The organism is Iodobacter fluviatilis, from assembly GCF_004194535.1.
Classification (GTDB): domain Bacteria; phylum Pseudomonadota; class Gammaproteobacteria; order Burkholderiales; family Chitinibacteraceae; genus Iodobacter; species Iodobacter fluviatilis_A.
Genome location: NZ_CP025781.1, coordinates 3692542 through 3717248, shown reverse-complemented (window position 1 = coordinate 3717248; position 24707 = coordinate 3692542). Strand labels below are relative to the sequence as shown.

At 45.7% G+C, this 24707-nt stretch carries 24 protein-coding genes and 1 pseudogene; 2 read left to right on the top strand and 23 right to left on the bottom strand.

What is annotated here, in order from left to right; genetic code table 11:
* Positions 1-3: 3 nt before the first annotated feature.
* Together C1H71_RS16470 and cysM are read right to left on the bottom strand one after the other, a co-directional pair.
* Entirely contained in the window at positions 4-873 is an 870-nt protein-coding gene (locus tag C1H71_RS16470; protein WP_130107530.1) for a 3',5'-nucleoside bisphosphate phosphatase, read from the bottom strand.
* Between the two features lie 203 nt (positions 874-1076).
* Positions 1077-1955 carry a cysteine synthase CysM gene (gene cysM, locus C1H71_RS16465; protein ID WP_130107529.1) on the bottom strand — a complete coding sequence of 293 codons (879 nt, stop codon included), beginning with the start codon at positions 1953-1955 and terminating at the stop codon, positions 1077-1079.
* A gap of 141 nt (positions 1956-2096) precedes the next feature.
* Between cysM and C1H71_RS16460 the strand changes: the two genes are divergently transcribed.
* Together C1H71_RS16460 and C1H71_RS21590 are read left to right on the top strand one after the other, a co-directional pair.
* Positions 2097-3455 (top strand): sodium-dependent transporter, encoded by a 1359-nt coding sequence (locus C1H71_RS16460; protein ID WP_130107528.1) that lies wholly within the window; start codon positions 2097-2099, stop codon positions 3453-3455.
* Between the two features lie 109 nt (positions 3456-3564).
* Positions 3565-4329 (top strand): annotated as a pseudogene (locus tag C1H71_RS21590) (integrase core domain-containing protein); the annotation flags it as partial.
* Here C1H71_RS21590 and C1H71_RS20775 read toward each other — a convergent pair.
* The 21 genes from C1H71_RS20775 to galU form a co-directional block, all read right to left on the bottom strand.
* Positions 4324-4503 carry a hypothetical protein gene (locus C1H71_RS20775; protein WP_188053754.1) on the bottom strand — a complete coding sequence of 60 codons (180 nt, stop codon included), beginning with the start codon at positions 4501-4503 and terminating at the stop codon, positions 4324-4326. The pseudogene C1H71_RS21590 and the gene C1H71_RS20775 overlap by 6 nt on opposite strands.
* A 160-nt stretch (positions 4504-4663) precedes the next feature.
* Entirely contained in the window at positions 4664-4993 is a 330-nt protein-coding gene (locus C1H71_RS16450; protein WP_130107526.1) for an EscU/YscU/HrcU family type III secretion system export apparatus switch protein, read from the bottom strand.
* Complete coding sequence (gene fliK, locus C1H71_RS16445; protein ID WP_130107525.1) at positions 4983-5303, bottom strand: flagellar hook-length control protein FliK; 321 nt, start codon at positions 5301-5303, stop codon at positions 4983-4985. The genes C1H71_RS16450 and fliK overlap by 11 nt, the downstream gene beginning before the upstream one ends.
* Positions 5189-5959, bottom strand: a complete 771-nt coding sequence (locus tag C1H71_RS16440) for a hypothetical protein (RefSeq protein WP_130107524.1) — start codon at positions 5957-5959, stop codon at positions 5189-5191. The genes fliK and C1H71_RS16440 overlap by 115 nt, the downstream gene beginning before the upstream one ends.
* Before the next feature lie 174 nt (positions 5960-6133).
* Positions 6134-6529 (bottom strand): DUF2802 domain-containing protein, encoded by a 396-nt coding sequence (locus C1H71_RS16435; RefSeq protein ID WP_130107523.1) that lies wholly within the window; start codon positions 6527-6529, stop codon positions 6134-6136.
* 36 nt (positions 6530-6565) lie between these two features.
* Positions 6566-6829, bottom strand: a complete 264-nt coding sequence (locus C1H71_RS16430) for a hypothetical protein (protein WP_130107522.1) — start codon at positions 6827-6829, stop codon at positions 6566-6568.
* A 43-nt stretch (positions 6830-6872) separates the two neighbouring features.
* Positions 6873-7334 (bottom strand): flagellar export chaperone FliS, encoded by a 462-nt coding sequence (gene fliS / locus C1H71_RS16425; protein WP_130107521.1) that lies wholly within the window; start codon positions 7332-7334, stop codon positions 6873-6875.
* Between the two features lie 143 nt (positions 7335-7477).
* Positions 7478-9907: a flagellar filament capping protein FliD gene (gene fliD, locus C1H71_RS16420; RefSeq protein WP_130107520.1), complete on the bottom strand. Its 2430-nt coding sequence runs from the start codon at positions 9905-9907 to the stop codon at positions 7478-7480.
* 38 nt (positions 9908-9945) lie between these two features.
* Positions 9946-10329, bottom strand: a complete 384-nt coding sequence (locus tag C1H71_RS16415; RefSeq protein ID WP_130107519.1) for a flagellar protein FlaG — start codon at positions 10327-10329, stop codon at positions 9946-9948.
* Positions 10330-10404: 75 nt separating this feature from the next.
* Positions 10405-12036 (bottom strand): flagellin N-terminal helical domain-containing protein, encoded by a 1632-nt coding sequence (locus tag C1H71_RS16410; protein WP_130107518.1) that lies wholly within the window; start codon positions 12034-12036, stop codon positions 10405-10407.
* Positions 12037-12221: 185 nt separating this feature from the next.
* Positions 12222-14174, bottom strand: a complete 1953-nt coding sequence (locus tag C1H71_RS16405; RefSeq protein WP_130107517.1) for a glycosyltransferase — start codon at positions 14172-14174, stop codon at positions 12222-12224.
* Between the two features lie 5 nt (positions 14175-14179).
* Positions 14180-16753 (bottom strand): rhamnan synthesis F family protein, encoded by a 2574-nt coding sequence (locus C1H71_RS16400; RefSeq protein ID WP_188053366.1) that lies wholly within the window; start codon positions 16751-16753, stop codon positions 14180-14182.
* A gap of 151 nt (positions 16754-16904) precedes the next feature.
* A complete protein-coding gene (locus C1H71_RS16395) occupies positions 16905-17723 on the bottom strand; it encodes a cephalosporin hydroxylase family protein (protein WP_130107515.1) in 819 nt (272 codons plus the stop codon).
* Positions 17724-17754: 31 nt separating this feature from the next.
* Complete coding sequence (locus C1H71_RS21110) at positions 17755-18054, bottom strand: DapH/DapD/GlmU-related protein (RefSeq protein WP_223145900.1); 300 nt, start codon at positions 18052-18054, stop codon at positions 17755-17757.
* Positions 18021-18404 (bottom strand): nucleoside-diphosphate sugar epimerase/dehydratase, encoded by a 384-nt coding sequence (locus tag C1H71_RS21105; protein WP_223145899.1) that lies wholly within the window; start codon positions 18402-18404, stop codon positions 18021-18023. Before C1H71_RS21105 ends, C1H71_RS21110 begins: the two co-directional genes overlap by 34 nt.
* A 2-nt stretch (positions 18405-18406) precedes the next feature.
* Positions 18407-19516 (bottom strand): DegT/DnrJ/EryC1/StrS family aminotransferase, encoded by a 1110-nt coding sequence (locus C1H71_RS16385; RefSeq protein ID WP_130107514.1) that lies wholly within the window; start codon positions 19514-19516, stop codon positions 18407-18409.
* The gene (locus C1H71_RS16380) at positions 19513-20736 is read right to left on the bottom strand and encodes a class I SAM-dependent methyltransferase (RefSeq protein ID WP_130107513.1); all 1224 of its coding nucleotides are present in this window, start codon (positions 20734-20736) and stop codon (positions 19513-19515) included. Before C1H71_RS16380 ends, C1H71_RS16385 begins: the two co-directional genes overlap by 4 nt.
* A complete protein-coding gene (locus C1H71_RS16375; RefSeq protein ID WP_130107512.1) occupies positions 20733-21284 on the bottom strand; it encodes a dTDP-4-dehydrorhamnose 3,5-epimerase family protein in 552 nt (183 codons plus the stop codon). The genes C1H71_RS16380 and C1H71_RS16375 overlap by 4 nt, the downstream gene beginning before the upstream one ends.
* The gene (gene rfbG / locus C1H71_RS16370) at positions 21284-22357 is read right to left on the bottom strand and encodes a CDP-glucose 4,6-dehydratase (protein ID WP_130107511.1); all 1074 of its coding nucleotides are present in this window, start codon (positions 22355-22357) and stop codon (positions 21284-21286) included. The genes C1H71_RS16375 and rfbG overlap by 1 nt, the downstream gene beginning before the upstream one ends.
* A gap of 2 nt (positions 22358-22359) precedes the next feature.
* Complete coding sequence (gene rfbF / locus C1H71_RS16365) at positions 22360-23145, bottom strand: glucose-1-phosphate cytidylyltransferase (protein ID WP_130107510.1); 786 nt, start codon at positions 23143-23145, stop codon at positions 22360-22362.
* A 214-nt stretch (positions 23146-23359) separates the two neighbouring features.
* Positions 23360-24409: a UTP--glucose-1-phosphate uridylyltransferase GalU gene (gene galU / locus C1H71_RS16360; RefSeq protein ID WP_130107509.1), complete on the bottom strand. Its 1050-nt coding sequence runs from the start codon at positions 24407-24409 to the stop codon at positions 23360-23362.
* Positions 24410-24707 lie beyond the last annotated feature (298 nt).

Genomic DNA, 24707 nt, shown 5'->3' with positions numbered 1-24707 from the left:
TGTTTAACCTGCTGAAATTGAAGGGGACATCGTCTCTGGTGACAACCAGCGATGCCAAACCGGCATGCAATCCATGGGGAGATCTGGATTTAAACCAGGCTCACGCGCACCTTCGCCGGTGGCGTGATAATCCGTACCGCAAGAGGCCAAAAAACCAAATTCCTGAGCCAGCCGTCCAAATCGTGCAGCATCAGGAATACCATGGCAGCCAGAAACCACTTCAATGGCCTCGCCACCAAGGCGTTTATATTCGGTGAGCAACACTCGGAGTGTTTCGTTGCCCATTTCATAACGGGCAGGATGCGCCAGCACAGCAACACCGCCCGCGCCAGTAATCCATTCAATAGCCTCGTGCAAACGCGCCCATTCGTGTTCAACAAAGCCGGGCTTGCCACGCACCAGATAGCGCTTAAACACCGTGCCCATATCTTTACACACGCCGGTTTTCACTAAATGACGGGCAAAGTGAGCACGGCTCAGGATGGCTGGATTATCCGCATACTGCCGAGCACCTTCTAAGGAGCCATGAATGCCCACCTTATCCAGCTCGGCGGCCATACGCTCGGCTCGCTCACCACGGCCAGAGCGCACACTGGCAAGCCCAGCCAGTAACGCTTCATTATTGCGATCAAAACCAAGGCCAACGATATGTAAAATATGCTTGCCCCAGCTCACCGAGATTTCTACGCCATTAATGAACTTCATTCCTAATTGCTTGGCTTCGTCTTCTGCCTCGGCAAGGCCGCGCGTTTCATCATGATCGGTGAGCGCAAATAATTGGCAGCCCCGCTCAAACGCTTTGCGCACCACATCACGCGCAGGGAGCAGGCCATCGGAATGGTTTGAATGGCAATGTAGATCGACGGGAGTCATGCTTTTTCCTTGCTAATACAGCTAAATGATTACTTCAAAGGCACAAAATTATAAACGCATGCCGCAGGGCCACCCTGTCAACTTAGAAAAAACTCCTGAGGAGCAGCATTAGCCGCAAATGACTTTAACAAGCTGAGCCTTCGCGGCAAAAGCCACTCCTACAAAAATATCAAATTTCTTAGGCCTCGCTTAAATCAAACCCATCACGCAGGAAATACGCCGGTCGAAAGATAGCGGTCCCCACGATCACATACAATGGAAACAATCACTGCGTTTTCTACTTCTTGTGATAATTGCAAAACCGCCGCCAACGCGCCACCCGATGAGATGCCCGCAAAAATGCCTTCTTCACGCGCCAACCGGCGAGTTGTTTCTTCCGCAAGCGCCTGATTGACTTCCATCATGCGATCCAATTTAGAGAAATCACAAATAGCAGGCACATAATCCAGCGGCCATTTGCGAATCCCTGGTATTTGTGCGCCATCGCAAGGCTGAACACCTACAATTTGCACGGCCGGATTTTGTTTTTTTAAATAACGCCCAGTGCCCATAATGGTGCCAGTAGTGCCCATGCTAGAAACAAAATGGGTGATACGGCCCTCTGTATCTTGCCATATTTCTGGGCCGGTACTTTCATAGTGAGCAAGCGGGTTATCTGCGTTTGCAAACTGATCCAATACAATGCCTTGGCCTTTTTTTACCATTATTTGCGCCAAATCACGGGCGCTTTCCATACTTTCTTCCAAAATTACTTCCGCACCGTAAGCTTTCATGCTTTGTACGCGTTCGATACTGGCGTTTTTGGGCATGATTAAAATCATGCGATACCCCATCACCGCCGCGGCCATGGCAAGGGCAATACCGGTATTACCTGAAGTCGCTTCAATTAAAGTATCACCAGTTTGAATATCTCCACGAGCCGCTGCGTGCCGAATCATGGATAATGCGGGCCGGTCTTTAACTGATCCGGCTGGGTTATTGCCTTCAAGCTTTACTAAAATAATATTACTGGTGTCGCCGGGCATACGTTTTAAGCGTACTAAAGGTGTATGTCCGACGAAGTCTTCTAAATACTTAAACATGCAGGGCTCCATTCTTCTTATCTTGATTATACCTGCCACGCCATTCAAGCACACATGCCAATACAGAGCCGCAAGTAGGTCATTACATCACCATAATCAATAAGTTTTACCGTAAATTGTTTTTAAAACAGGAAACGCATAATGAGTAACACATCCCGCGACGGCTTCACCTCAACCTTTGGTGTTCTCGTTGCCACCTTGGGCTCTGCCGTTGGCCTTGGTAATATTTGGAAGTTTCCTTACCTAACGGGTACAAATGGCGGAGCTAGCTTTCTATTGGTGTATATCATCGCCACACTATTAGTTGGCTTGCCTGTGATGATGACTGAAATCATGTTGGGGCGAGCATCTCGTGCCAACGCGATCACCACCTTTGAAAAATTAGCCCCCAAAGGGCAAGGCTTCTGGAAGATCATTGGCGTAATGGGGATTGCAGTAGCTGTTTTGATTCTGGCCTTTTACACTGAAGTAGCAGGGTGGGTCTTTGCCTATATTTTTAAAGCCTTATCTGGAAAACTCAGCTCAGTAGATCCAAGCCATACCAAGGCCGTGTTTGGCGAACTAGTGGCGAATCCTCAGTCTGCCCTTATTTGGCAATGGATTGTGCTTGGCTTTACCGGCGCAATTATTATGTGTGGCGTATCTAAAGGCATTGAAGCCGTTAGCAAAAAGCTGATGCCAGTGCTATTTTTATTGCTCATTGCACTTTGTATCCGCAGCCTAACTTTACCTGGCGCAATGCGTGGCCTTGAATTCTTATTTACGCCTGATTTTAGCAAAATTAATTCAGCGGTTATCTTAACGGCAGTCGGGCTGGCCTTTTTTAAGCTATCCATTGGTATGGGAACCATGCTCACTTACGGCAGCTATTTCCGTGCCGAACAAAATATCCCCCTCACCGCCACACGCGTGATGTTTGCCGATTTAACCGTCTCTTTACTGGCGGGTATAGCTATTTTCCCAGCGGTATTTGCTTTTGGCTTTGAGCCAGCTGCTGGCCCATCACTGGTCTTTATTACGATTCCAGCCGTATTTCATAGCATGCCAGGCGGCAGTATTTTTATGGCTTTATTCTTTATTCTGACGGCAATTGCTGCAACAGGGGCCATTCTTTCAATTATGGAAGTGCCCGTTGCAATGTTGATTGAGCGCTGTAATTGGAGCCGTAAAAAAGCCACCGCCATCAGCATATTAACGATTGCCCTATTTGGCCTACCCGCCGCATTATCTCAATCGCTGACCGCAAACTGGACACTATTTGGCTTAAATACATTTGATTTATTTGACTATATCAGCTCAAACATTCTGATGCCTGTTGGCGGCATTTTACTTTGCATCTTTGCTGGCTGGTCTTATGGTTTGCCCAAACTAAAAGAAGCACTATCCAATGGTGGCAGCTTAAATAATCAGGCACTGATTAAAGTACTGTTTGTTTTACTGCGATATATTGCACCACTCTTAATCGGCATTATTCTTTTAAATGGCTTTGGGTTGATTTAAACCGCCACAAGCGCTGACGGGCAATCTACCCGTCGGCCTCATCTATCAAATAGTAAGTGCAACGCTGGGTAGGTTCGTCAAGTCAGTGGCTCACCCTTGTTACTTGTTTAAGGAAATCATCGTCGTTGAATTGCGTCGACTGCTCTTGCTGCCCTTGGATGACATGCTGGTCATTACCTAGGAATTCATCAATCCTCATGCTTCTCGGGCTGGCTTGTATCGCTGCTTCTCACGATATGGGGTGAACAAACTAAAGATCTGATTCCTGCCGATGAAGCGGAGGCGAAACCCACGAAGACCTTTAAGAGCGACGGTCCTGGCTATCTACATATCGACATCAAATACCTGCCGCAGATGCCAAATGAAATGCAGCGTTGCTATTTGTCGCCATTGATCGAGCCCCTCGCTGGGTTTACTTCGCCATCTACCCCAACTAAACCGAAGAAAGTGCAGCGCACTTTCTTCAAGCACTACATCGTGCTTGTCCAGTTAAAATCAAAACGATTTTGACTGACAATGACAGCCAATTTACAGATCGTTTTACTTGCAAAGAGAAGGTGACGAGTGGGCAGCATCGCTTTGATCGCGAGTGTCATCGCCTGCAGATTGAACACCGTTTGATTCCGCCACGTCACCCCAGACCAATCGGATGGTGGAGCGTTTCAACGGTCGAATCAGCGAGGTTGTTCAGCAAACGCGGTTTGCGTCAGCAGAGAAGATCAGACAAACCTTGGAAAATCATCCCAAGCTCTACAACCATCACATTCCGCAAAAAGCGCTGGGTCATACAACACCAATTTCTGCGTTAAAACATTGGTACAAAATCAAACCTGAATTGTTTACTAAACGTGTTTATGAACACTCGAAACTAGACAAACACAGCGTGCAATCTAGACATAATCGGTTTGTCGTTTTCCAGCTCCCCCGCAACACCCTGTGCATTCATGGTCACATTTAGGCAGCGATGTGCTACGCCTTCAAAAACCATAATCACTAAAGTAAAACTAAAACTTAGTGCAAAAGCCAGCGCGGGCAGTACCAAGGGCAATTGCCAGCCCGCACCTAAACAAACTTTTTTGATCCAAAACGTTGCAACACATAGGTGGTAACAGGAAAATAAAACCCCGCTCCCAAATCTGCAGCCAAGAGCAAAGAATAGCGCTGCGATAGCGTAAGTCTTTAAATTGATGGCGAAGCATGGGATGGGATTACTCGGGCTGATCATCGACTAGGGGCGGCAAATCAAAAACAGGCACAGTCACTGATTCTCCACGCTCCAAATGATAAACGAAGGCTAGTAATTCGGCGATAGCACGATAAAGTTGCGGGGGTATGTGTTGATCTAGATCCACTTGCATCAGCATCGCGACTAGCTCAGGTGATTCATGCACAAACACGCCTGCTTCTTGTGCACGTTCAATAATCCGTTCGGCCAGCAAGCCCTGCCCTTTAGCGACGACGCGAGGGGAGTTACTACCTTGTTGGTAAGCCAACGCCACAGCTTGCTGACGGCGGCCATCAGGATGCTTACGTGACATTCACTTGCTCAGCATTAACCACCACTAGGCTGGACGCCAAAGTCAAACCGGCAGCCTCAAAGCGATTTTGCAGATTTTTGGTTTCTGCACGAATCTTTTCTGCCGTTTGGGCCGACGCTTCAAAGCGCAAAGCAAATTCGCCATTACGAAGCACCGCCACAATACTCAAGCCACCCAGCTCTGGGAGCTGAAGATTTAACCGAGTTTGCCAACTACGCTGCTCTTCATCTTGCCCCCTCCGGCTTGACGCTCGTTTTCGGGCTCCACTTCCCAATGCAATGGCTGTCCAGGCCAGGCTTGCCCACTCCATACAATGGGGCGCTGCTCAAGCACGTCCAGTTGTTGCTGAACCAAATTACGTAAAAGCCCCTCCGGTGCTTGAGTTATTTTCTCTGCAAGTGAATTATCTTTAGCTGGCGCAAAATTGTTGGCTTTATCCGTATTTTCCATTTTTTCAGCGCCATTTGTGGCTGGCTTAGCCAAGCCAGCTTGTGGCTCTCTTAATAGTGACTGCAATGGCCGCTCACCATTCACCCATTCAGCCTGATGTGATTCATAAAATAAACCGCTGTCGGCCAAGCCTTGAGATAGCTTCGCGGCTAATTTTTCTGTATCAGGAGCCCCATCAAACAATGCGGCTGCGGAACTCAATTGAGCAGCCCCAGGCTTAGCCTCACCTTTGCCAAGCAAAGAAGCTAAAAAGCGAGCGCCTTGGCTTAAAACCATTTCTTGTGGCAATGCAGGCTGTGCACCAGCTCCAGTCAAAGCAAAGGTCAGCTTGGGATAGCCCGTAACCACAGTAAGATCTAGCTTCTCGCCAGGCTCGGTATTTCTTGGCAAATTAAGATCCAGTAACTGATCCTTAATAAGCACGGCATAACGACCATTGGGTAATTGACCCGTTACCGTTGCCTGCACCCGTTCACCAACGGTATAGCGCACATCGTCTGATGTGATGCGCGTCACCTCAGCGACCCCCTCCTGTGCTTTGAGGTAGTGCTGAACTAAGCTGATCGGACTAGTACCGGGAAGCATAATGGTCTTTAAAAACAAGGCGGCAGGCGCAAATAGCCTCCCTAACCGCTAGAGAGCGAATAAAATAGCAAGCCGAGTCAATACCTACAAAGTCGGAAAGCATGCTTATCTCTGCGTACTGGAGCGGTAAAGCGCAACGATTAAATCAGCTTCACCGCGTGAAATGCCACATTGGTGCGCCACGCTGTTTGAATCCGCCCCGAGTTTCGCCAATCGAATCGCATGGCTATAAGGGCTTTCTTGATCGCCCTCCATCACCAATTCCGCAGAAGAACTCGTCCACTGCGTTTGAGACGCAGCCAAGCGTAGCTTGAGAGCATCCATCTCAAATCTAAGCTGCGCAATTTCATTACGCAATTTATCCATCTCTTGAGGATTTTGACCTAAACCCCGATGCATAGATGCTTTACGCATAAACAAAAGCAATTCAGCCACATAAAATAAAATCAAAATCAGACTGATATAAAGAAGCTGTACCCAAGTAATGACGATGCCATTCATAAGACGATCTCCCCTGCCGGGGCGGGCAGGCTATTATTAGACGTCATACGCGCGTTGTAGTTTTCCAGTGTTATGCATATTTTGCAAAAGCGTAGCCAGCGCACCGCGTTGATTAACTGCCATTTGCTCTATTTCTTGCACTTCGCTGTTACATACTTGCAAAATTGCAGCCAGTTGCTGCTGCTCTAAGCTTGTTAACGCGCCCCATTCAATCATAGGCAAATTCGAGCTTAATTCTGCAAATAATTGAGCATGCACCAACATATTATCCCAGTCTTCAGCCTTGGCTGTGAGCAACATTTGAGTAATGCACGCATTCAAGTTTGCATAGGCAGTTAAATACCTAGATACGCCCATAACTTAAGTTACTCCGCTCTTGTTCATCACGTACGACAGCAGGTGTTTCATTTTCAACTTGACTAAAACCAATTGATAACCATGCGTCTTTCAATTGCCCTAACAAATTCAACATTTCATCTAAGCGTTCAGGTGTGTTATTAATATTAGCCTGCAACAATTCAAAGCTAATGTAGTCATATAAAGAATCTAAATTTTCAGCTAACTCACCGCCATTTTCTTTATCTAAAGCCAGCCGCAAACCGTCTTCTATAATTGCAATTGCCTTTGAAATCGCTGCACCTTTTTGTGCAATCAGCCCCTGCTGCATGTAAATTTTGCCCAATTGAATAGCTTTAATCGCACCCTCAAACAACAGAACAATAAGCTGATGGGGGCTGGCTGATTCTACAACCATATCGAGGCTGGTTTGCCCATAGGCAGAAATTGCTTTTTTAACCGCACTCATAAAAATAACTCTCTAAAGGAATTCGAGAAACGCCGACTCAATCTAGCAAGCCTTGTTTAATACCTAAAACAGGCCAATTTATGCGAATAATATGCAGCGTATTTTAAAAAACACTTCACTTTATATTCATCACGCTAATGTACTTACTTTGGCAAACTGGCAAGCTGTGCAGTTAAATTACTACTCGTATTTCTCATGGTTGCAATAGCGATGTCCATCGCCGTAAATTGTTTACGATAAAGTGCCTCGGTGGCATCATACTGGCGATTCATCCGAACACGTTTATCACCTAGCTGAGCAATGCTATTCGTAACGCCTTCTGTCTGCTTTGCCACCAGCCCGGTTCGATCTTTAACCATGCTATCAAGTAATTTATCTAAAGCAAAAGCCACACCACGGTTAAATGAAACAGAACCATAATCACCAGCTGTACTGGCAGTGACAATCAAACTCAAACCTTCACTGGCCCCTGTACCCGTTAATGCTTGCCCAGAGCCCTTAGCTTTTTCGCCACCAATCAAGCCTTCTACATCCGCACCTGCGGTATAGGTGTATCCGACGGTTGGGCCAGCAGGCGTATCAGAATATCCACCAACGACCAAACCTAAAGTTGCTGCAGAAGTGCTAGAGGTCGAATTACCTACGCCTGTAATTTTAATCTTTGAATCTTTACCATATAAGCCAGAAGATAGATCAAACTGGCTAGTCGCTTCATTAAAAGCCACGCCGACCGTTTTGCCGGCTTTAACTAATGAAGTATCACTATTAATTTTTGACTGCATTTCTGCCGCCAAATCAGCCATCGAGGCGTAACTCCCTTTACCAAGAGTAATAATTTGACTATTCACGCCATCAACAGAAACCAATAATGTTTTATTGTTCTCATCAATGGTAATAGGTTTAGGTGCAGATGCAACGTTTAAAGCCATTGAGTCTTTTTGAACAGTTGCAGGCGAGCCTGCCACTGTTCTTTCACGGCTAATATCAAAGTTTTTATTCAATTTATTGAATTCAACTTTAATAGTATCTGTGCCAGAGGTAAACAAAGTGGGATCGGCTTCAATTTTAGATTTGATTTGAGCCGCCAAGCTTTCCGTTGTGTAATCATTATTATCAATGGAAAGGCTTGCACTGACCCCACCTAAAGTGACATTCTGAGTATTATTCGTTGCATCAACTTTGAGAAACGAGAGCGCAGAGCCGCTGTATTTAGCCTGACTAGCTGGCGTAGTAACCTCAACAGCATACTTACCTGATTGAGTAGCCAAGGAGCCAGCCAAAAAGGTCACTTGATTACTACTTGAAATACCATTCACCGTAAATAGATTGGCAACATCGCCTGGATGACTTGCAATAGCGGCCTGCAATTTAGCTTCATTCAGTGAAAGATCACCCTTAGGCGTGGTTCCACCAATAATTGTGCCTTTGGCATCGGTTTGATAGCCGCTAAATGAAACACCAATATCGCTCAGAGATTTAAAATAACTCCCTTCGCCCTGCATTTCATTGACGACTGCACGCATTTGATTTTGAATAGAACGAATAGCAGAATCACCATTAAGCGGCGCAGCTTTAGCTGAAGTAGTTGCATTACCAGGTATATAACTTGAAACATCTTTAAGTGTTTTATTCAATTCATTATAAGATTTAATAAAACCCTTAATAGAATCTTTAAGCCCAGACAAGTCAGAACCAATCGTAATCGTGGTTGGCGCAAGTGTGGTTGCACCAGTACTGGTGGGTGAAGAAACTTTAGTTAAATTAATGGTTAAACCTTGAATAGCATCCGTTACCGAATTAGTAGGTTTGCTAACATTAATGCCATCAATTTTAAATTTAGCGTCTTTTGCTGCCTGTGTTTCAATTAAATTACGCGCCCCAGCCGGATCGTAAGCTAATACAGATAAGCCTGCTGTGTCCGTGCTATTGCCATCGGAATCAATCACCGATACTTTTATTGAATTTTCAGCACCAGAATCTTTACTGGTTAAAACTAAACGGCTACCCGTACCGTCATTCAAAATACTGGCACTTACACCCTGATTAGCAAGATTAATTGCATCTCGCACCCCTGCCAAGGTATTGTTTTTGGAGGTAATATCAATAGAGAATGAAGGTTTTTTTGCATTTGCAGTAAATGTATCATCGCTTGTAGCGTCAGTATCGTGCTTATCCACTGTGCCAAGCTGAATTGTTAACGTCCCTGTACCCAAGCCCGTATTAATACTACTAAAGGCATTTGATGTCAGTTTTTGATTTTGGGCTAATTGTGAAACTTCCAAACTATACGAGCCGGGCTGAGCAAGGCTATTGGAAGTAACGGTTGCAATTGAAGAATCAGCCAATGTCGCCGTGGTACTTCTGAACGTTTGTACACTAGAAAGGTTTTTTAGTGAAGCTTGAAAGGCAGACAAAGCGCTTTTTACAGAACCATAAGCGGATATTTTGGCTTGGTAAGATGCTTCTTTAAGCAGTAAATCTTTTAATGGCGCTTTTTCAGCTGCCATTAGCTTATCAATCAAGCCCGACAAATCCATCCCTGAACCCGAGCCTAAAGAAGAAATCCCAGCCATGATAGCCTCCCTATTTATGTATTCAATATATCGGCCAACTAGACACGATCTTTAATTAAAAGCCCCTGAAATCGATCAATTGCCTTTGCAATAGAAATAGCTTCTTCGCTGGGAAATTGTCGAATCACTTCTTTTGTTTTTGTGTCAATTAATTTAACAATAGGCAGCTTTGTTTCTTCTTCAACAGAAAACTGCAAGCTATCAGAGAAACCTTGAACCGCTTGGTTTAGCTTTTCTACTGCCTGTTTAACTTCTTTTGCATCAGCAGCGGGTTTCAGTGCCTGTACCGCATCAGGGCTCACCTTGACCGGCTCTGCACTAACTACCTTTGCCAATTCAGTAGGTGGCGCGTCATGAAAGCGCTCATTAACACCTTTAGCCGCGACAGGGGGTAAAAGCTGCGAAGTTGATTGGATATCCATGATACACCTTCCTGTAGAAACGCCCCAGCAACACGAGTTTGCCGGGGCCTTGACTCATTCAAGCCTAGCTTAAACTTAGCCGCGCAGCAAACTTAGCACTTGGTTTGGCAGGGCATTAGCCTGGCCTAACATTGCTGTACCTGCTTGTTGCAAGACCTGAGCCCGTGTGAGCGCTGCAGTTTCTGCTGCAAAATCGGCATCTCTAATCCGGCTACGCGCAGCGCTCATATTTTCTGACGTTGTGGCCAGATTATTAATCGTAGCAGTGAAGCGACTTTGCAGCGCACCAAACTTAGCACGTTGGTCATTTACTGTCGATAAAGCGTCATCAACCACACGTAAAGCTTGGTTAGAACCTTGAACAGTTGAGATATCTAGTTTTTCAACTGTTTTCAGTGTAGATGCATACGCTGCACCACTGGTTAAAGCTGTTGTAGTAGAAGTTCCACCTACCGCCAACACACCAGAAGCAAAACCTGCACCGCTCGTTGTAACGGAATATGAGTTAGTGGCGTTCAGTACAACCTGACCACCAAAAGTCACCACGCCTGAACCCGCTGCAGATGTAGAGACCGCACCGGCTTGACCACTGGACATATACTGAATAGCACCACTGGAATTAGTGACATCCATGTCCCATTTAGTGACGCCACCACCAAAACCACTGGCATTACTTGGGTCATTACTTAGCGCAATATTTGAGCCATCAGCAGCAGTTAGTTTCAATGCATATTGAGTCGTTTTAGATGAGTCTTCAAAAGTCGCCAGTTCAGCGGTAATCCCCGTTTTGGAAGACTTGGCATTAAACGCCTGAATCGCTTGCGAATACTCGTCGGCTTCAATTTTGCCGTTGTTATCCAAGTCATTCACGTTAAATGAGACAGACTCAAATGTGCTACTTTTTGACGCGGCAGTTAAACTGTATGTACCAGATGCCAAGCCTAAGTTAACTTCAGTACGTGCAGTGGCGGTTACGCCTGTTCCGGCAGCATTAATTTTATTGGCAATATCTTTCGCCATATCTGTACCAGAAACCGAAATATTGGTTCCATTAATACTGAATGAGCCAGAAGAAGTTACCGCAGCGCCATCCACATTAACCGTCCCTGTTGCGCCAGCAGTTACCGCTGTAGAACCAGAAACAGAATTAGTCGTTGCTAAGTTGCCCGTACCATTACCCACACCCACCTGGTAAGTACCATATTGGTTGGTGCGTAAGTTTGCAGTATTTGCAGTAATAGTCTGGTTAGTATTGGCACCAACCTGATACGTAGCTGCGGTGAAGCTACCGTCAAACAACTTCTGACCGTTGAACTCGGTTGATGTTGCAAAACGATCGAGTTCTGAAACTAATTGTGTCACTTCAGAGTTGATCGCTAAGCGGTCATTTGAAGTATTGGTGGCATTGGCAGACTGAACAGCCAGCTCACGTACACGTTGTAAAATATCGCCCATCTGACCTAAAGCGCCTTCACCGGTTTGCGCAAGTGAAACACCATCGTTGGCATTACGCTTGGCCTGATCCATACCGCGGATCTGAGAAGTGAAACGCTCTGAAATCGCCAGACCCGCTGCATCGTCCTTGGCACTATTAATACGCAGACCCGAGGACAAGCGTTGTAGTGAGTTTGATAAGCTCATAGATGACGAAGCTAAATTACGCTGCGCATTGAGTGATGGTACATTGGTGTTAATGACTTGAGACATGATACTACCCCTTGCTTGTCCTGGAATCGGTGCTTAGTGTTTCAGGCATATAAGTAAGCCCTTGTATGCTTTATCGGAAGAGCACCGATAAACTTGAGGACTATTTCTAATCTTTTTTCAATGACCAAAAACAAGCCAAGCGATTGAGGTTTGTTTCCGCCAAGCCAAAACAAACCTCACACCATTTAATTAGGCAACCAAGCCTCGCGCCATTTATCTAAATTAGCCCCATCAAGCATCCAGTCTTTTAATACTACTGCTTTTAATTCGCGCCCCATGCGAGCGCTGGCATCTATATCCGCCAAATGACTTCTAATCGCCTCCACCCAGTCTTTGTGCTTATTTTTCACCCGTGTAACGGGCAAACTACCTCGATACGGGGCAATATCTGTGCAGATCACTGGAAAGCCACAAACGCCGTACTCTAAAAGGCGCAGATTACTTTTGCACTGATTAAAAATATTCTGCTCTAAAGGCGCTAGAGCTAAATCAAGATTCAAACTAGCTAGCTTTGCCGGATAAAGACCAATCGGCACACCCGCATGAAACTCATGCACAAAGGGGCGCAGCTTATCTGGGCACATCCCAAAGAACACCCATTCAACTTCACTAGCAAGCGCCTTCACCACACTTTCAATCAATTCTAAATCGCCAGTATGGCTCGCGCCCCCTGCCCAGCCCACACGTGGCTTTTTGCCCTGATTTCTTTCTGAATGCAAATCGCCCCAGAGCGGCACGGGCAGATAGTTGTTTACCACATGCATCACCGAATGCATGCCCTGATAAGCGCTGGCCAGCTCATCAGTTGATACCGTAAAGCGGTCAACAAAGGTTAAAGCCTTGCGCAAAGACTTCACCACGTCCTTAGGCATATGCGAGCGATGTGCACTTTTAATGGGGATATTGGGCAAGTAATCGTCCAATTCATACACCTTAAATGAAGGCGTGCAGGCTTTGGATAGGCGCAAAAAATCAATTTGTTGCGCCGAAATCTGCCGCTGAAAAACCATAACATCAGGTGCTAACTTTGCCAGCTCAAACGCCGGGAACAGCTCAAAAGCAATGGCCCCAGAGATTTTTTGCTCCTCTTGCATTGCAGCAAAAGGCTGCAAAATACGATACTGCCCGCAGCCAGTCTGATCAGCCGGATGGCAAAGCACCACAGGCAAAGGCTTCCAGCTTAATGGCCGCCAAGATAACAGCGAGCGATGCTCTAATTCAAAACCATTGCCGCTGAGGGTTAAGTTCTTATTATAAGCAGGGTCATTGCCTATCTCTGGCCGCCATTTGCGGTACATCGCCAGTTGCTCACCCTCAAAGCGTAATTGCTTAGCAGCTGCCTTATCTGGGTTAATTTGCGTTTGACTCACGCTCCCCTCATGCATCACCACTGAATATGGCGTCCAGACCGTTGAATAGCCCAGCGCCTTTACCTTTAGGCATAAATCAACGTCGTTATAAGAAACTTTGAAGTCCTGCTCATCCATTCCCCTTGCCTGCACATACACGGATTTACGGATCATCATGCAGGCCGCCGTCACCACCGAATACTGCTGATCTAGCTGCAGGCGGTGCATATAGCCCGATTCCTCCAGCGAAGCGCCAATAAACGGGTGATCAGCCGGCCCACGCAAGCCAAGCACAACGCCCGCATGCTGCACTAGGCCATTTGGATACAGCAGCTTAGCGCCCACAATCCCTACTTCTGGCCGCATGGCATGATGCAGTAACTCATCCAGCCATGAATCCTGAATCATGGCCGTATCATTATTAAGCAAGACCAAATACTCGCCATTGGCCTGCCCCACTGCCGCATTATTAATCGCAGAAAAATTAAAAGCATGCGGGTAAGAAAACACCCGTAACCGATCGCTAAGTAATAACTCGAGCTGCTCCAAATAAGACTGTACCTGCGGATCATCACTATTATTATCAATAATAATAATTTCATAATTCGAGTAGCTGGTTTTCTCCAAAATAGATTCAATACAGCGCTGCAGCATAGGCAGCTGATTTTTAGTCGGAATAATAATGCTCACAAGTGGGCGCTCTGGCAGTGCATATTTCACCCGCACTGCGCCCTCTACTCGGCCATTAGGCAATACTTCAGCGTCAACTCCTGCTCGCTGTAAATGCATTTCGATTAATTGTGAGAAATCTTTATAACGACGGGGATCGGATAAAATTCTGGAATCATTAATCTGCAGATGCGTAACAAGCTCTGGGATATGGCCAATCGATTTCGCCCCATACTGCTCATAGCAGTGCAATAAAAGCGTGAGCTGCTCCCCCCCCAGCCTTCAAGCTGCTGATAAATACCGGCCAAAGCCACATCAGTTCTGAGTAATAAAAAGCCATCGGCATAGGGAATGCTGCGTAATAAATTAATATCAAAATCAGGTTTAAAACGCGGGCACGCAGGGCGGCCATCGGCATTCATCACATCATCATCAAAATAAACTGCTTTCCATTCTGGATGCTCAGCCAGCTGGTGCATCGCCAGCAATAAACCACTCATGGTGAGCTGATCTCCTGCCTCCATCAGCCCCAGCCATGCGCACTCCTGCTGGACTAAGGTATCCAGCACCGCAGAATAAAACCCATCTTTAACTTGAATCCATTCAATCCCAGACTCTGGCATAGGATTGGCCGCACTTGAGCACACCAGTAATTCCACATCAGCATAAAACTGGCACGAAACGCTATTTATTGAAGCAATTAAGCCGCTTTTATTGGCAAAACGATCAACAATACAAATTTTAACCTTAGGCAAAGACACGGCTGCTGCATGCAAATCAAATAATTTAGCCTCAGGGATACTCAGCGCCTGCTTACTTAGCCAGTGCAAATACTCTTCACTACTATTAGGGAACCGCGGATTAGGAACATGCCCCTGATAGCCAGCATCCACCGTTAGCAAGCCCTGATGATAGGCAATCAATGGAAACAAACGCTCAATAGCGTGCGCCAGCGTGCCATTGGTTTGTCCAGCTTCTGGCTCAAAATCATCCACCGAAATATTCAGTGCATTAACTGAATTAAACACGCTCCCACGGCACCAGAACATTGAACCACCGGGGAACTCATAGGCTGTTTCATCTAAATTGAAACCCAGCCGTGCGGCCAATTCGCGCAGCAAACCAATATTGCCGCCGGGCGTGTAATGCGCATGCACCAGCACACCCGCCCCAGTCACAATACCCACCTCTGGGCGGGTATTAAATAAATCAAAAATAGCCTGCACGCCTTCCTTGGAAGGCAATAAAGAAACTAATAATTCTTCACGCCATTTTTGCACCAAATCAGGGTCTAAATGGGGGGATTTCTTGGTATGCAATTTACAAACAAAATTATAGTTGGCTAGATTTTCATGCTGCAATAGCTCAAACAAGGGGCCAATATCGCGGCCTTTATTTTCTGTAATATATAATTTTGCCTTTGGAAAATCGGCAGCCAACATCGACATAACATCGCTCTTATTCTCTGCGATGGTCGAAACAAATAAATCAAAGTCATAGGGAATATTAAGCAGTAAAGGCTTAATTTCGTCCCATTGCTCAAGGTAGAAGAGATGAAGCACCACAGCAACGCGAGGAGAAATAAGCGACAATTCATCGATAAAATGGCCTTGTGCAATTCTTAAAGCCATATAAGGATCATTTTGCTGTCTAGGTAATTTACTTAAGCTATCAAGTTGCAACTTACCACAGGGCATCACTCTAATCAGGGTATCAATTTCAGCTAATGTATTAAAGAAAGTTGCTGAATAAAAAGGCAATTCGGTAATTGGCTGCTTAGCTAAGAAGGTCCAATCTAGCTTTTGTGGTGTAGATTCAGCCGTTGAAAAAAACAACTCCGCCAATTGAAGCGATGTTTCTAACTGTAGACAACTCACCAATACTTGGCTGGATTGCTCAATTAAATCACGCACTTGTTTAGATGGGCGCTGTGGATTTACTTCCAGCAATAGCCGCTCAAGAAATGAATAAAAATACTCTCTTTTTTCCGGATGGATGTTCTTGGTTTCCATCGCTGTTCTTAAATCTGTTAAATGCTCTGAATAGGGATAATTCAACTCCCTGACCATAAACGGAGTCTGTAACACATGCGCTTTAGCGAGATTAAGCATATGAAAAGCATGTCCAAACTCACTAAATTCGAAGGAAATATCATCATAAATCCGCTCGAACCAATTTGATAATAATGCTGTTTTCTGTACGGCATAAAAGGGAGGATGATACTCCGCCATAAAATCAATGATTCTATCGCCCCCCTCCCTAGAGTAATCACCACTAATTTTTTTTGCGTACTGAAAATAATGTACTTCTTTTGCATCGGCCAGATACATCATTGAATAGCCGTGGCACATCCCATAATCAGCATTATTTTTAAGAAAATGCAAACTATCCTGAATACCATTTAACAGAGTAAAATCATCATCGGCAACAAAAAGCACGTACTCTGTCTTAACCAGACTAACACCATACTTAATTTTTTTTACCAAATCACCATATGCATCAGAATGGTAATGAATATAATCCACATCTTGATTTTTATCTTTATATTTATCAAGCAAGGGTACATTGCTAACTTTAGACGAATCTAAAATAAGTAATTTGAATGGGAAATTCGCGTAGTATGAAACAGCTCTTTCTAAGAATTTCTTTCTATTATGCGTAAGCAATATCAAAGTTAATTCTTTATTATATTCGCTCATATTTTTCATCTACTATAATTTTCCATCAAAATAAACAATGCAGATATTAAATAAAAAACCATACACATCAACATCATGAGTACTACCAACCCAACCATTATGAGTTATGTGCAATAAATACACCATAATCAACTCACAATGAAAGAGCTGATTAAGCACGTTTCAGGTAGCCATCCGGAGCAACTGTAATCAACAACTTATTTTCAATCTCTTTATCAATTTCATAAAATAATCGTTCACCATCTGAGGCAAATACAGTTTCTGCTTGTAACTCATTTAAATAGGCATGCAAAGCGGTTTTAGGATTATTACCCACATCCCATGGCCGATCAGGAAATGAATCGACAGGCATATCTTCAATTACCGTGTCATACACAATACAATAACTACCTTTAGAAACCAGTGGCGCATAGGCTTTTAACTCGGCCAACACATGGTCATGGGTATGATTAGAATCTAGCAAGACTAATACTTTTGAATATTGGGCAGCAATTTCTTTAACTTGCTTAACAATCGATGCATCGATGGACGAGCCTTGAATCATTTCAATTTTATGCGCCAAAGGATGTTTTTCTATTTCCTCGCGATTATGCTGGCGAATATCGATATCCAAGCCAATCATTTTACGCTTGGACGCTAGTGGATCAAGCACTTCCCCTGAGCTGACTGCATCGCAATAATCAAGCATTGCCAATACAGAGGCATTCATAATGAGTGAACCGCCATGGGCAATACCCGTTTCAATAATTAAATCAGGCTTTATTTCCCAAATTAGTTCTTGAATGGCAATCATATCCTGAGGAAATTGAATAATTGGCCGGCCAAGTGCCTTAAAATTATAAGCGTATTTATAGGGTGCAGTTTTAATTAAAAAATCAAGTGCAATTGAATGCACAGCACCATCCCTACCCTGCTGCTGAATATCAATTGCGCGCTCACGCTCAAACTCTGCATGTAATTTGTTTGTCATACCAAGCCCTTAAATTAATATTAACCTGTATTTATAATTCTGGAATATCACGCATTTTTAATACTTTAGCCGGGTTACCCACCATCACCGCCCCTGCTGGCACATCCTTAGTAACCACAGCCCCCGAGCCAATAATTGCCCAATCACCAATACTAATGCGCGGCACTAAACTAGCCCCAGCACCAATAAATACTCCTCTCCCAATTTTGGTACAGCCAGACACAGCAACACCATGGGCAATAAAAGAAGACTCACCAATTTCAGTTTCATGTCCAATCAACGAGCCAATATGAATACTTACATTATCAGACAGTTTAACTCCTGCCTGCACAATGACGGCCTCTTGTAGATATAACCCCCCCCCAATTCCACCATAAAATCATCCACGCTAGGATGAATAAAATTATACATTTTAAAACCTGCGTTCAGCATTTGTAATGTAGTTTGATGGCGAGTCAGACAATCACGCGTAATTAAATTTACAAATTGATATTCAGCAGGATCAAATTGATTTAATACTTCAAAGCCGCCAAAAATAGGCAGTCCATAAAATTGCTGTCCTTTTTTGTCTGGGGCATTGTCGATATAGCCAACAAAATCAACCTCTGCCTTCTGAAGTACACAGCGGATCATGCGAGCAGTTTCTGGATTATTTGCCCCGAGCAATAAAACTTTTTGCATTTTTATTTCCTTATGACATCCAGCAAGCAATCGATCACGCGTTGTAGTTGATCTTCGTCCATATCATGATAACTCGGCAAATTAATCGCTCGTGTAGGGATTGAGTAACTGTGCTTATTCTTTAATATCGGCGTAAATGCGGGAGTACTTGATAGCGGCTCAAAAAACACCCTAGCATCAATATCCGCCTGTTTAAAAGCCGAAATCAACTGCTCACGTGTAATACCCCTGCTTGGATTGATGACGACCGTCGGCATCCAAAACCCATTTTGGGTATGGTCTGCTTCTTTATTCAAGCTGATACTAGGCACCCCCTGCAGGGCTTGACGGTATGCCGTAAAAATAGCTCGCTTGCGTGCCACAAGCTCATCAATTCGCTCTAACTGAGCGCAACCAATGGCCGCTTGGATATTAGACATTTTATATTTATAGCCGATCATTTCCGGCCAGAATTGCCGCTGCTCCCCTTGTTTTCGGCCATGATTGCTGAGCGTTAGCACCCGCTGATAAAGCACTGGATCAGAGGTAACAAACATCCCCCCTTCACCTGTCGTGATGGTTTTGGTGCCATGAAAAGAAAACACCCCAAAATGCCCCATTGATCCCGCACGCCGCCCTTGGTAAACCGAACCAATCGCCTCTGCTGCATCTTCAATCAACACCAAATGATGCCGTTGCGCAATATCACGTAAAACGTCCATTTCACATAGATTGCCATACAGATGAGTGGCAACAATCGCGCGGGTTCGCGGGGTAATGGCCGCTTCCGCCGCTTGTGGATCGATACACCAGCTGTCTGGCAAGATATCAACAAACACCGGCGTTGCACCCATATGCACTATAGGGGCAACCGTGGCTACCCAGTTGGTGTCAGCCAAAATCACTTCATCCCCAGCCCCAATTTCCAAAGCAGCCAACCCCATATGCATTGCACCGGTGCAGCTTGAGGTGGCGATGGCATAGCCTGAACCTAAATACTGAGCAAACCCAGCCTCAAAACGGTGAATATAGTCGTAACAATGCTCACCCCAGCCATTTGCTGCCGCATCGCTGGCATAAGCGACTTCCAATTCAGTAATAGAGGGCTTGGTATATAAGATGCGCTGACTCATAACAGCTCCATACTGGGTACAGCCACCACAAACTGCCCGCCCCATTCTCTGATCGCAGCCAGCTCTCGCATGACTTCTGCTTTGATATTCCAAGGCAAAATCAGTACATAGTCTGGGCGCGCGGCGATTAACTCTGCGGGCGTAATAATAGGAATATGACTACCGGGCAATAACTTACCCTGCTTAGATGGCGCAGCGTCAGCCACCATGGGCAAAAGCACCGCATCGATGCCAGCATAATTAAGCAGAGTATTGCCTTTGGCTGCCGCGCCATAGGCTAATACGCGTTTACCTAAGCGATATTGCTCAAGTAAAAAGGCGTTTAAATCGAGGCGTAAGCGAATCGCTTGCTGTTGAAACTGCTGATAGCACGCGGCACGATTCAGCCCTGCGGCCTGCTCTTTTTCAAGCAAAGACGCTACAGCAGGTAATTCGGCTTGAGTGGTCTCTTGATGGCAGGCATACACACGTAAGCTTCCTCCATGAGTAGGCAGGCGCTCAACGTCATAAACCCGTAAACCTGCAGCAGCTAAGATCTTTTGCACTGAAAGTAGCGAAAGATAGGAATAGTGCTCGTGATAAATTGTGTCGAATTGGGTATGGGCAATTAATTCTAAAAGGTGAGGAAACTCGAGGGTAATCGTGCCTGTGCTTGCTAATGCCAGAGCTAATCCACTGACAAAGTCATTGATATCCGGCACATGGGCCAGCACATTATTAGCCACAATCAGGTCCGCAGATCCATAGCGTGTGCGTAATTCGATTGCGCTGGCTTTGCCAAAGAATATCTCTTCAATGGTCAACCCTTTGGCCCTTGCTGCTGCGGCCGTACCACTCGTGGGCTCGATGCCTAGGCAGGGAATGCCGCGTGCCGCCACATATTGCAAGAGATAACCATCGTTAGCCGCCACCTCCCAGACTTGCGATTGGGCATCAAGCTTTAGCCGCTCACAGATCATGTCGACATAGCTTTGAGCGTGAGCCAACCAAGATGAAGACACCGAGGAAAAATAGGCGTAATCGGCATTAAAAAACGCATCGCGCTGGGCAAAATCTTCGGTCTGCACCAGCCAGCAGCTTTCGCACACCTTCACCCGCAGCGGGTAATACAACTCGGGGCGGCATAAATCATCCGCCCCCAGATAGGCATTAGAGGGCGGCGCAAAGCCTAAATCAATCAAATCCAGCTGTAATGGGCTTTCGCAGTGGCGACATTTCATAGCGTTATCCCAAAAAAATCTACCGGCAAATAAGGGTGTTGACGATCTCTGTCTGACACTACCGTAATGGGTAAGGGCCAAGCAATTTGCACACGAGGATCATTGTAGGCCACAGCGGCCTCAAGCTCTGGCGCATAAAAAGCAGTATGTAAATAGAGCATTTGCACCTGATCGCTCAGTGTTTGAAAGCCATGTGCGCAGCCTTCTGGGATAAGTAAAGCGCGATCATCGCCCCCAGACAACTCCACCCCGCGCCACTGTAAAAACGTCTCCGACCCGGCACGTAGATCGAGCACCACATCAAAAATACGTCCTGCTAGGCAGCGAATAATCTTTTTCTCTGCCTGCGGCGCATACTGAAAATGCATTCCTCGCACCGTGCCGCACTGGAGACTGGTCGAGTGATTCATCTGCCGAATCGACGCGCCATTTAATACTGCGCTCAGTTCATGCTCACAAAACCAGCGTGCAAAACCACCACGCTCATCGCCATGGCGATCAGATTCTAAGATGGCTGCACCGGCAATATCTAAGGGTAAAATTCGCATTAAATAGCCCAGCCCAAATTGGCCGCCGCAGCATCAGCAATATAAGCGTGCAACTGCGGTAAGCTATGCAAATAAGCACTGTCGCCACGCCGATACCAAGCTGCCGTTTCAGCCAATGCACGTGACAGTGGCCAGACAGGACTCCACTTTAATGCTGTCGCAATCTGCGATGAATCCAGCCGCAAAGCTTGCGTTTCATGTGCGAGGGCTGCAGTTCCCTGCCATTTCAGCTCAGGCCAATATTGACCAAGCCCATCTAATACCCCAGCCACAGAGGCCACATCCCGTTCACTCGGCCCCACATTCCAAGCTTTCGCAGCACCTTCATTGCCTGCAAGTAAGTGCTGCCCAATCAATAAATAAGCAGACAAAGGTTCAAGCACATGCTGCCAAGGCCGCACCGCCTTGGGGTTGCGAATCTCCACATAGCGCCCTGCTTGTACCGCACGCACGGCATCCGGCACCAATCGATCTTGCGCCCAATCACCACCTCCGATCACATTGCCCGCTCTGGCCGTTGCAATCAACAGCGATCGAGACAAATCTTGCGGCGAAAAACTAGCGCGATAAGATGCAACCACCAGCTCAGCCGCCGCTTTCGAGGCGCTATAAGGATCGTGCCCGCCCAAGGCATCGCACTCCCGATAGGGCCAAGACCATTCTTGATTTTGGTAGCATTTATCCGTGGTAATCACCACCACAGCCTTAATCGAAGGCACATGGCGGCAAGCTTCCAGTAGATTCACCGTGCCCATCACATTGGTATTCCACGTCGTTACAGGGTCGCGGTAGCTCTCTAATACCAAAGGCTGGGCGGCTAAATGAAAGACAATCTCTGGGCTAGCATCCTGCAAAGCGGCACTCAGCCTTGCAAAATCACAAATATCTGCCACGTTTGATTCAAGAGGCAAAGCAAGCTTAGCGTAATGCGAACGCTCCCCCTCTAAAGGAGCCAGAGCATAGCCATACACCTTGGCGGATAATTGGCTTAGCCACAGACTTAGCCAGCTACCTTTAAAACCAGTATGCCCAGTGATAAATACTTTTTTATTACGATAGCAATCAGCAAACATTTTTAGCCCAATTCATCCCATTGCTTCCAAGGCGCTTTACCTTGGTCCCAAAGCTGATTAAGTTGAATTTTATCCCTCAAGGTATCCATGCACTTCCAGAAACCTCTATGCCGGTAGGCAAGTAGTTTGCCATCGCTGGCTAATTCTTCGAGAGGAAGGCGCTCAAATATAGTCAGATCGCCCTCTTTTATATAATCAAACACGCCTGAGCGGCACACCATAAAGCCGCCATTAATCCAAGCTTGATCAGAAATCGGTTTTTCTTTGAATTCGCGAATAAACCCAGCGGAATCAGGATCGACCATACCAAAGCGAGCCTCAGGCTGAACAGTCGTCATCGTGACCAAGCCATCATGCTGCTGGTGCTGCGCCAGTAAGGCGGCAATATCAATATCTGAAACACCATCACCATACGTCAGCATAAAATCTTCATCGCCCAGATAATCTCTGGCACGCAAAATACGCCCGCCAGTTTGGCTTTTTAAACCCGTCTCTAATAAAGTAACTTTCCATGGCTCTGACTGATTGCGGTGCACTTCAATTTGGTTATTACTTAAATCAATGGTTACATCACCCTGATAAAGAAAATAATTAGCAAAAAACTCTTTAATTAAATTTCCTTTATACCCCAGCAAAATAACAAAGTCGTTATAACCATAATGCGAATACATTTTCATGATGTGCCATAAAATAGGCCGCCCGCCAATTTCAACCATAGGCTTAGGATGCACGTCAGTTTCTTCACCTAAACGAGTGCCTAAACCACCGGCTAAAATGACTACTTTCATATTTGATTCCTTAAGGTATTTATAAAATTCGTTTTTAAATTTACAAACCTTATAAAAAAACTGATTACGCAGTAAAAACAACATACGCAAAGTCAGAATTAAATACTGAAATAGCATATGTCTATCTAGATCAGCTTACTAAGCATCATAGAGCAAAAAAAAAAGCGACACCAGTAGGGCCGCCTTTTTTTGCAAGCTTAATGAAATAAATAAATTATGATTTAAGGTTTTTCAAGTAAGCAGAAAACTCTTCACCCACTTCACAATGCTTCATGCCATACGCCATAGTGGCTTTCAGATAGCCTAGCTTAGAGCCGCAATCGTAGCGAGTGCCGATAATTTTATGCGCCAAGATATGCTGCTCTTGCATCAGTGCAAAGATGCCATCAGTAAGCTGGATTTCACCACCCTTACCTGGCTGCACATGCTGCAGGTGGTGGAAAATGCGCGGGGTGAGAATATAGCGCCCCACAACGGCCAAATTAGATGGTGCTTCTTCTGGTTTTGGTTTTTCAACAATATTAGTGATTTTTAAACGGCCATTGCCTTCCTGAACTTCAACAATTCCGTAAGAGCCCGTGTCTTGTTGTGGTACTTGCTCTACCCCCAAGATAGAGCAATGGGTGTCACTGAATACATCGACCATACGTTTCATTTCGCTGGTCGCGCCACCATCAATCAAGTCATCGGCCAGAATCACCGCAAATGGCTCGTCGCCTACTACGGGTTTAGCGCAGAGAACGGCGTGGCCTAGGCCTAGGGCTTCTGGCTGACGAATATAAATACAGCTCACTGACTTTGGAATAATATTTCTGAGTATCTCTAGCAGGGCTTGTTTATTTTTGGCTTCTAGCTCGGCTTCTAACTCATAAGCTTTATCAAAGTGATCTTCAATACTGCGTTTATTACGGCCCGTAATAAAGATCATTTCGGTGATACCTGCCGCCAGCGCTTCTTCAACGGCGTACTGGATCAAAGGCTTATCAACTACCGGCATCATTTCTTTTGGGCTAGCTTTTGTGGCAGGCAAAAAACGAGTGCCCATACCGGCAACGGGGAATACGGCCTTGCGTACTTTTTGCATTTGGGAATCCTGATATGAAGTAGAGAGTAAACCGAGCCTTAATGCCGCCCCCAGTACTTGGTCAGCTTGGCGCTGCGCCAATTCATCTGGCCACTGGGAAACGGCTGAGCGCCCAAGCCCTAGCGCATCGGCTAGGCGAGTTTGGGTACCAAACAGTTTGATTGCTTCAGACTTTCGCATTCTGCAATGTTTATATAAATAAACACCCACGTCAACCTGCATTGCAAAATTCACAAATGTTTAACAAGATAAACACGCTACTGCGTACCCTAGGGTCTGTTGACGTTTCATTCACGGCTGCGTTTGGCCCAGTTTTGGGGCTGAACAAGGAGAAAATTGCGACATGGTACACGTAGCATGAGCGATTTTTAACTTTCGTTCCGCCCCAAAAATGGGCTAAACCCGAAGGGCTGAGCCGGAACATGGCCATTCACTGCGTGATGCTCCTCGACAATAACCCGTTATTGTCTTCGTCACA

Bases quoted from the DNA above. Each gene is read 5' to 3' on its own strand.
- C1H71_RS16380 (WP_130107513.1), bottom strand. From the start codon at position 20,736: ATGAAATGTCGCCACTGCGAAAGCCCATTACAGCTGGATTTGATTGAT.
- rfbF (WP_130107510.1), bottom strand. From the start codon at position 23,145: ATGAAAGTAGTCATTTTAGCCGGTGGTTTAGGCACTCGTTTAGGTGAA.
- C1H71_RS16395 (WP_130107515.1), bottom strand. From the start codon at position 17,723: ATGACAAACAAATTACATGCAGAGTTTGAGCGTGAGCGCGCAATTGAT.
- fliK (WP_130107525.1), bottom strand. From the start codon at position 5,303: ATGGAGTGGGCAAGCCTGGCCTGGACAGCCATTGCATTGGGAAGTGGA.
- C1H71_RS16415 (WP_130107519.1), bottom strand. From the start codon at position 10,329: ATGGATATCCAATCAACTTCGCAGCTTTTACCCCCTGTCGCGGCTAAA.
- C1H71_RS16385 (WP_130107514.1), bottom strand. From the start codon at position 19,516: ATGAGTCAGCGCATCTTATATACCAAGCCCTCTATTACTGAATTGGAA.
- cysM (WP_130107529.1), bottom strand. From the start codon at position 1,955: ATGTTTAAGTATTTAGAAGACTTCGTCGGACATACACCTTTAGTACGC.
- C1H71_RS16375 (WP_130107512.1), bottom strand. From the start codon at position 21,284: ATGCGAATTTTACCCTTAGATATTGCCGGTGCAGCCATCTTAGAATCT.
- C1H71_RS16405 (WP_130107517.1), bottom strand. From the start codon at position 14,174: ATGCATTTACAGCGAGCAGGAGTTGACGCTGAAGTATTGCCTAATGGC.
- C1H71_RS16430 (WP_130107522.1), bottom strand. From the start codon at position 6,829: ATGTTGCTCACAGCCAAGGCTGAAGACTGGGATAATATGTTGGTGCAT.
- galU (WP_130107509.1), bottom strand. From the start codon at position 24,409: ATGCGAAAGTCTGAAGCAATCAAACTGTTTGGTACCCAAACTCGCCTA.
- C1H71_RS16410 (WP_130107518.1), bottom strand. From the start codon at position 12,036: ATGTCTCAAGTCATTAACACCAATGTACCATCACTCAATGCGCAGCGT.
- rfbG (WP_130107511.1), bottom strand. From the start codon at position 22,357: ATGTTTGCTGATTGCTATCGTAATAAAAAAGTATTTATCACTGGGCAT.
- C1H71_RS21105 (WP_223145899.1), bottom strand. From the start codon at position 18,404: ATGCAAAAAGTTTTATTGCTCGGGGCAAATAATCCAGAAACTGCTCGC.
- fliD (WP_130107520.1), bottom strand. From the start codon at position 9,907: ATGGCTGGGATTTCTTCTTTAGGCTCGGGTTCAGGGATGGATTTGTCG.
- fliS (WP_130107521.1), bottom strand. From the start codon at position 7,334: ATGAGTGCGGTTAAAAAAGCAATTTCTGCCTATGGGCAAACCAGCCTC.
- C1H71_RS16435 (WP_130107523.1), bottom strand. From the start codon at position 6,529: ATGAATGGCATCGTCATTACTTGGGTACAGCTTCTTTATATCAGTCTG.
- C1H71_RS16400 (WP_188053366.1), bottom strand. From the start codon at position 16,753: ATGAGCGAATATAATAAAGAATTAACTTTGATATTGCTTACGCATAAT.
- C1H71_RS16470 (WP_130107530.1), bottom strand. From the start codon at position 873: ATGACTCCCGTCGATCTACATTGCCATTCAAACCATTCCGATGGCCTG.
- C1H71_RS16460 (WP_130107528.1), top strand. From the start codon at position 2,097: ATGAGTAACACATCCCGCGACGGCTTCACCTCAACCTTTGGTGTTCTC.
- C1H71_RS16450 (WP_130107526.1), bottom strand. From the start codon at position 4,993: ATGTCACGTAAGCATCCTGATGGCCGCCGTCAGCAAGCTGTGGCGTTG.